This window comes from uncultured Caballeronia sp., from assembly GCF_964243625.1.
Classification (GTDB): domain Bacteria; phylum Pseudomonadota; class Gammaproteobacteria; order Burkholderiales; family Burkholderiaceae; genus Caballeronia.
This window is the reverse complement of record NZ_CAXTGZ010000186.1, coordinates 3284-10226: the sequence shown is the minus strand read 5'-3', so window position 1 is coordinate 10226 and position 6943 is coordinate 3284. Positions and strand designations below refer to the sequence as shown.

Sequence of the window (6943 nt, the reverse complement as noted above, 5' to 3'; positions counted from 1 at the left end):
CTGCATCGCCCAGGCGCATTTGCTCGTAGGCAAGCTGCGCCACTTCATGCGGAATCGGCTTGAGCGGTCGATTGCTCGCCATGGCCTTGAGTTGGACCTCAGCCGCGCGCTCGAGATAATAAAGATCGTCCCACGCTTCAGCGATGCTCGCCCCGCCCACCATCACGCCGTGATTCTTCAGAAATAGCACGTCGGCGCTGCCCATTGCCAACGCAATGCGATCGCCTTCTGATGCGTCCAGCGCGAGACCGTTGTAGTGCTCGTCCACTGCGGTACGGCCGTAAAACTTTAGTGCAGTCTGGCCCAGCCATAGAAGCGGCGGCCCTTCGAGCAAGCACAGTGCAGTCGCATTCGGCATATGGGTATGGAAGGCCGCTTTGAGACGCGGTTTTAGCCGATGCAAACGCGCATGAATATAAAACGCGGTGGCTTCGGGCTTGCCTTCACCAGCGATCACATGTCCTTCGAAATCGCAAACGAGCAGGCGCGACGCCGTCACTTCCGCGAACGCATAGCCGTAGGGATTGACGAAGAACAGGTCCTCATGTCCCGGGACGACTGCCGAGAAATGGTTGCAAACGCCTTCCTCTAATCCGCGCTGGGCTGCCAGCTGAAAACATGCGGCAAGCTCGACACGCGCCTGCATGACTGCATCGGAATCCAGCCGTGCACGATTGGACGATGCGTGTAGTTCGCCAACTGAAAGCGTATTAGCCATGATGATTGCCGTGGAGTTTCAGTGCTTTGAGTATACCGAAGAGCTTAAGCGTTTTCGGTCTCGACGCGCCTAAGCGCCGACACCTTTCTCAACCAGATAATCAATCAGCACCCGCACCTTGGGCGGTAAAAACCTGTTCGGCGGATAAAGCAGCCACACCTCTCCCACGTATGCCTGTGCAGCGAAGGTCCAATCGGCAAGCACCTGTACCAGTTCGCCGCGCGCCAGCGCATCTGCAGCGGTGAATTCCGGCAAGTTCGCAATGCCAAAATCCTGCAACGCGGCGTCGAGGCGCGCGCCCGCATGGTTCGCTATATAACGCCCGTGGACTTCGACCGTTTGTGTTTCGGAACCACGCTGAAAACGCCAGCGGTTGTCATCGGCGGTCTCGCCCAGATACAGGCAATCATGCTGCGCCAGATCGCGTGGGTGCGTGAGCGTACCGCGCGCCTTCAAGTAAGCGGGCGATGCACACAACACCCAACGTACCGAACCCAGCCGCCGTCCGGCCAGACCCGGCGGAGGATGTTCCGTCAGACGGATCACCAGGTCGATATCGTCGTGAAGCGGGTCGACTTCATGATCGGCGTAAAACAACTGCAAGTCGACGTCCTCATATGCGCGCAAAAATCCCGGCACCAGCGGGTGGATCACGGTCTTTGCAAACGCAGTCGGCGCACTGAGACGCACCTTGCCTTGCGGCCGGCCGACGAGTGACCCGGCTGCATCCACGGCGCCCGATGCAGCGCTGACGATGTCGCGGCAATACCGGACGACCTGCTCGCCCGATTCCGTCACTCGCACTTTGCGCGTGGAACGTTCGAGCAGGCGCGTGGCCAACGCTTCCTCCAGGCGCTTGATCTGACGGCTTACCGTTGAAGGGGTACTGCCAAGCTGGCGCGCCGCGACCGAAAAATTGCCGCAGTCGACAACGCGCGCAAACACGGCCATGTCAGGCAGCAACGCAAACAGTTCGGTAGGGTTCATCGATGATCCGTGATTGATGCATTTGCGACATAAAGCCTGTGCGCGTCGGCCCGATTATCACCGCAAGCGCAAGGCTCGACAATACGGATTCTTTCACCGGGGGCCGCCATGCCGAAACAAGATCGCCTGCTGTTAGGTTCCGATTTGATGCTGCTGGTGGTCGCCGTGGTGTGGGGCACGAGCTATGGCGTCGTCAAGAATGCGCTCGTGTTCTACCCCGTGCTCGGCTTGTTGACGCTGCGGTTCGGCATGACGTTCGTGGTTTTGTCGCCGGCGTTGCGCCATCTGCGTCACGCCGATGCACGCACGCTGCGCGGCGTGTTTATCGCAGGGGTCGTGTTATTGGGCATTTTTCTTTGCGAGACTTTTGGCGTGCTGCTTACCCGCGCAGCCAACGCGGCATTTCTGATCAGCCTGTGCGTAGTCATGACGCCGCTGGTCGAATGGTTTCTGCTCAAGCGCAAACCCGCTCGCATGGAATGGGGCGCGGCTGCCCTTTCTCTGTTCGGCGCATGGTTGCTGGCCGACGACGGTACGTTCGTCTTCAATCCCGGCGATGCGTTGATACTCGCCGCCGCATTTCTGCGCGCGCTCAATGTATGCGTGACCAAGCGCGTGATGCGTGATTCGGTGTTGCCTGCGTTATCGGTGACAGCAGTGCAATCGGGCGTAGTTGCGGTCGGCAGCGCGGCGGTGGCGCTTCTCTTCGCACCGCGCCAGTGGCAGCATGTGCCTTCTTTCGCGGGGCACACGCCGTTCTGGATCAGCATGTTTTATCTGGTTTTGGCTTGCACGCTGTTCGCATTCTTCGCCCAGAATTACGCGATCAAGCGCAGCAGTCCCACCCGCGTCGCGTTGCTGATGGGCAGCGAACCGGCGTTCGGCGCGTTGTTCGCGTGCCTCTGGCTTGGTGAAAGAATCTCGGTAACGGCGTGGGTTGGGGGCGGGTTGATCGTCGTGGCGTCCATGCTCGCGACCGTGCGCTGGGGTAAAGCCGCAAGCGTCCAGTTGTCCGCGGGAAGCGCCTGATCACTCAGCGATGTGCCTCCAGCAACAGATTCAAAAACGCTTCCGCACTCCGGGTGAGAGGCCGCGCTTCTTCCACGATGGCGCAAAAGGGCATCGAATAGAAGGGTGATTCAGGCAGTACCGCGAACTCGTATCGCGGCGAAAGTTGCGCTGCGTAGTGCTCGGGCAACAAGCCGACATAGCGGCCGGTGGCGACCATCATGGCCACGGCTTCGAGCCCGCTGACCTCGAGGCCCTGGGTGAATCCCTGCGTTGCGAGCGCGTCCTCGACGAACGGATGAGGCCTGTACACGAGGGGTAAAACGCGTGTATCGGAATTTGCATGAATCTCGCCGGAAGCTGCCGGCCGATAAAACACGCGATGCGTCTCGGTGAAAAGCGGGTAGTGCCGGAACGCCCGAATCCGTTTATAAGCGCCGCGTATTGCGATCTGCACGCGCCGTTCGGTAAGCGCTGCGCCAAGGTCGCTGAATGTCATTACCGACAACGACGGCCTGACGAGCGGCGCTATCCGGTGCAACTCGCCGAGTGCCTCCGAAATCCTGCATCCCTCATGCGTAAGCACATGTTCGGATGTGCCAAGCAGCAACGGACCGGACAGGACTCCGCGCACGGCATCGACTTCCGGTTTGATGCGCTCGAGCGCTTCCAGCGCCTGCAACGCGACCCTCAGCGCAACTTCCCCGCCTTCGGTCAGCTGGAATCCGCCGGGACCGCGCTCGCACAGCTTCAGTCCAAGATGCGCCTCCACTTCGTTGATATGCCTGCTGATCGACGCCTTCGACATCGATAAAGCCCGCTCCGCCGCGGCGAATCCGCTCGCCTGCGCCGCCGCGCAAAACACGCGCAGCGAACGCAGGTCGCGCTCGGTCAGATCCATTTTTTTCATCGGCGCGCGGCTCAAAAGGTTTCGGTTTCCGGAACCATAACCGCGAAAAAATGGTTTTTCAAAACTTTTTTGACTACCTACATTTCCCTCACCAATGCTTTTCAACGATCCGGGGATTCACATGAACACGCTCGACCGACGCAAATTCATCACCATCGCGGGCGGCGTCTCGCTTGCGATGGCCTTGCCTTCCCTTGCGTTCGCGGAAGGCGGAACGCTTGCGGACATTCGCAAGCGCGGCAAGCTGACAGTCGGCACCGAGGCGGCTTACGAGCCCTACGAGTTCGTTGAAAACGGCAAGGTAGTGGGCTACGGTCACGACATTCTGGATTACATGGCGAGCAAGCTCGGCGTCACGCTCGATCAGGTCAACCTGCCGTTCCAGGGACTGCTGCCCGGCCTCATGACGCACAAGTTCGATTTCGTCGCGACGAGCGTTGGCATCAATCCTGAGCGCGCGAAGCGCTTTGCGTTCTCGGAGCCCGTAGGTGTCGTCGATACCGTGCTGGTCGTGCGTTCAAATGACAGCGCCATCGCCAAAGCGGAAGATATCGCAGGACATGTGGTTGGCACGCAGATGGGTTCGTCGTCACAACCAATCGCGCAAGCCTTCGATGCACAACTGAAAACCAAGGGCGCCGGTTATGCCGATATCAAGCTGTTCCAGGCCTATCCGGACGTCATGGTCGCGTTGACGAACAAGACGCTGGATGTGGGCATCATGCCGTCGAATGTTGTTGCCGTGCTGATGAAGAAGGAGCCGGGGCAGTTCCGCGTCATTGGCAAGATCGGTGAGCCGAAGATGCTCGCATGGGTCGCGAACCCGCAGGACCTGGAGATTCGCACGTTCATCAATACGTCGCTCACCGAATTGACGAAGAGCGGCCAGCTGGCGCAAATGCAGAAGAAGTGGTTTGGCTACACGATGAACCTGCCAACCAGCGGCTATTTGCCTGAAGGCGCGGTCTGAGGCGCAGCGCCGCATGTTCGCTTTCATAAGCAGCCAGCTCGCCGTGCTCGCACCGTTTTTCCACGATGTCGTTGCGGGCGCGATCACGACGATTCTATCGAGCGTGGCGGCGTTCGTGCTTGGCATCGCGATCGGCGCGATGTTGCTGTTGGTGCGCCAGCACGGCGGCCGCGTGCTCGCGTGGCTCGTCATTCTCTATGTAAGCCTGATACGCGGTACGCCCGCGCTGATTCAGATGCTGGTTGCGTATTACGTGCTGCCTGCCGTGCTCAATCTGAATATCTCGCCGCTGCAGGCAGGCATTCTCGCACTTGCATTGAACACTGCGGCGTATGTCTCGGAGATCTTGCGTGGCGCATTGAACTCGCTGGGCCGCGGGCAGATCCCGGCGGCTCGTGCGCTTGGCATGCCTGCCTTTCAGGTGTGGCGATACATCGTGTTTCCGCAGCTTTTTTATCGTTCGATCCCGCCGCTGACCAACGAATTCACGATGCTGCTGAAGGCGTCTTCACTCATGTCGATCATCGCGGTGCACGACCTTGCGACGGTCGCACGCGACGCGACCCTGCAAACCAACTTGCCGCTGCAGGTGTTTTCCGCGACGGCCGCAGTCTACTTCGCGATTCTGTTCGTTGCGTCGTCGGCATCGCGTGGATTAGAACGCCGCGTGGCTAAGGTGTTACCCAATGTCCATTGACCTGGCTGTCGTTCAATCGTCCATTCTCCCCTTGCTCAAAGGGTTGAAGGTCACTGCTCAGGTCTGCCTGCTCGGCATTCCGCTCGGCATCGTGGCAGGCACCGTTGCCGCGTATTTCCGTGCCTCGGCATGGCGCGTGTTGCGCGCAGTCGCGCTCTCGTACGTGGAGATCGTGCGCAATGTCCCGTTTCTGATACTCGTCTACCTGAGCTTCTTCGGCTTGCCGAAGCTGGGTGTATCGATGCCCGCGTTTGCGATCGGCGTAGCGGCCACGGCGTTCTACACCGGCGGGTACTTTTGCGAGATCCTGCGCGCGGCATTCGGCAGCCTCGCGCATGGACAGGTGCAGGCGGCGCGCTCGCTGGGGCTTTCGGGTCTTCAGGTGCAGCGTCATGTGGTCTTGCCGCAAATTTTTGGTTTTCTCGCACCGGCCACGACCAGTCTCACCATCATGATGTTCAAGGACTCGTCGATATTCTCCGTCATGAGCCTGACGGAGCTGACCTATCAAAGCAACCTGCTCACCGCCGATACCTTCGCGTACGTCGAAGTACTCGGCACCACCGCGCTCATCTACTGGCTGTGCAGCGTGCTGCTCGACGTGGCCGGGCAATGGTCGGAGCGATACGCAACCCGATACCGGCGCGTCTGATACTGCGCCTCCCTTGCCGTAATCAATGCCACTTAATACAGGATTCCTTACCATGACTAAGCCACTGACTGTTCCTCCTAAGACCGGCCACAAGACGCTCCTTTATTCCGAGCTGGCGATGGACCTCGATAACCTCGACGCCGACATCGCCGTTCTCGGCATGCCCTATGGTTCGGCATATTCCGCCGCCGATTTTACCAATGACCAGACCAATGCGCCTACCGCAATCCGTCAGGCAACTGACCGCGTAGTGCGTTCGCCGGGCCACTACGATTTCGATATCGATGGTCCGTTGCTGCAGGAACGCACGGACATTCGCTTTGTCGATTGCGGCGATGTGATTGCCGATCTCGCGGCGCCCGGCAGCCATTACGAGCGCGTCGAGCAAGCCGTGCGCAAGATCCTGGCTGCAGGCGCATTGCCTATCGTGATGGGCGGCGATCATGGCATCACCACGCCGGTGCTGCGCGCGTTCGACAGCCTTGGCCCGATCACGCTGGTTCATGTCGATGCCCACCTCGACTGGCGCGACGAAGTGAACGGCGTGCGCGACGGTCTCTCCAGCCCGATTCGCCGCGCTTCCGAAATGAAGCATGTCGCGAAGATCGTGCAGATCGGATTGCGTGCGCAGGGCAGCGGCCGTCCGGAGGAATTCCGCGCCGCCAAGGCTTATGGCTCGGACCTGATCACCGCTTACGAGCTTCACGACATCGGCATGGACGCCGTGCTTGCGCGCATTCCGGATGGCGGCAACTACTACCTGACCATCGACGCCGATGGCCTCGATCCTTCGGTCATGCCGGCCGTCGCAGGTCCCGCGCCCGGCGGCGTGACCTTCCTGCAAGCCCGCAAGCTCATTCACGGGCTTGTGAAGAAGGGCCGTGTGGTGGGCATGGATATCGTGGAGATTCAGCCTGAGAAAGATGTGAACCAGATCTCGTGCGTGACGGCGGGGCGGCTGATCCTGATCGGCTGCGGCGGCGTGTCCAGCGGCGACGATG

Annotated in this window: 7 protein-coding genes and 1 pseudogene (1 of these 8 only partly in view); 5 read left to right on the top strand and 3 right to left on the bottom strand. The window is 60.1% G+C overall.

The annotated features are described in order from the left end of the window. Both ACFFAR_RS14615 and ACFFAR_RS14610 read right to left on the bottom strand, forming a co-directional pair. The coding region (locus tag ACFFAR_RS14615; RefSeq protein WP_375508047.1) for an aldolase at window positions 1–718 on the bottom strand (718 nt) is incomplete at its 3' end. A 69-nt stretch (window positions 719–787) separates the two neighbouring features. Beyond that, a complete protein-coding gene (locus tag ACFFAR_RS14610; protein ID WP_174364213.1) occupies window positions 788–1705 on the bottom strand; it encodes a LysR substrate-binding domain-containing protein in 918 nt (305 codons plus the stop codon). A gap of 108 nt (window positions 1706–1813) precedes the next feature. Between ACFFAR_RS14610 and ACFFAR_RS14605 the strand changes: the two genes are divergently transcribed. After that, entirely contained in the window at window positions 1814–2734 is a 921-nt protein-coding gene (locus tag ACFFAR_RS14605) for a DMT family transporter (protein WP_375508046.1), read from the top strand. A gap of 4 nt (window positions 2735–2738) precedes the next feature. Here the strand turns inward: ACFFAR_RS14605 and ACFFAR_RS14600 are convergent, their stop codons facing one another. After that, window positions 2739–3623 (bottom strand): LysR family transcriptional regulator, encoded by an 885-nt coding sequence (locus ACFFAR_RS14600; protein ID WP_075360152.1) that lies wholly within the window; start codon window positions 3621–3623, stop codon window positions 2739–2741. Window positions 3624–3744: 121 nt separating this feature from the next. Here ACFFAR_RS14600 and ACFFAR_RS14595 point away from each other — a divergent pair, with 121 nt between their 5' ends. The 4 genes and pseudogenes from ACFFAR_RS14595 to ACFFAR_RS14580 form a co-directional block, all read left to right on the top strand. Continuing rightward, the gene (locus ACFFAR_RS14595) at window positions 3745–4593 is read left to right on the top strand and encodes a transporter substrate-binding domain-containing protein (protein WP_075360355.1); all 849 of its coding nucleotides are present in this window, start codon (window positions 3745–3747) and stop codon (window positions 4591–4593) included. Between the two features lie 13 nt (window positions 4594–4606). Next, a complete protein-coding gene (locus tag ACFFAR_RS14590; protein WP_174363430.1) occupies window positions 4607–5290 on the top strand; it encodes an ABC transporter permease subunit in 684 nt (227 codons plus the stop codon). Beyond that, entirely contained in the window at window positions 5280–5942 is a 663-nt protein-coding gene (locus ACFFAR_RS14585) for an ABC transporter permease subunit (protein ID WP_174363431.1), read from the top strand. The genes ACFFAR_RS14590 and ACFFAR_RS14585 overlap by 11 nt, the downstream gene beginning before the upstream one ends. Before the next feature lie 52 nt (window positions 5943–5994). Beyond that, window positions 5995–6943, top strand: a pseudogene (locus ACFFAR_RS14580) (agmatinase) (it continues 47 nt past the right edge of the window).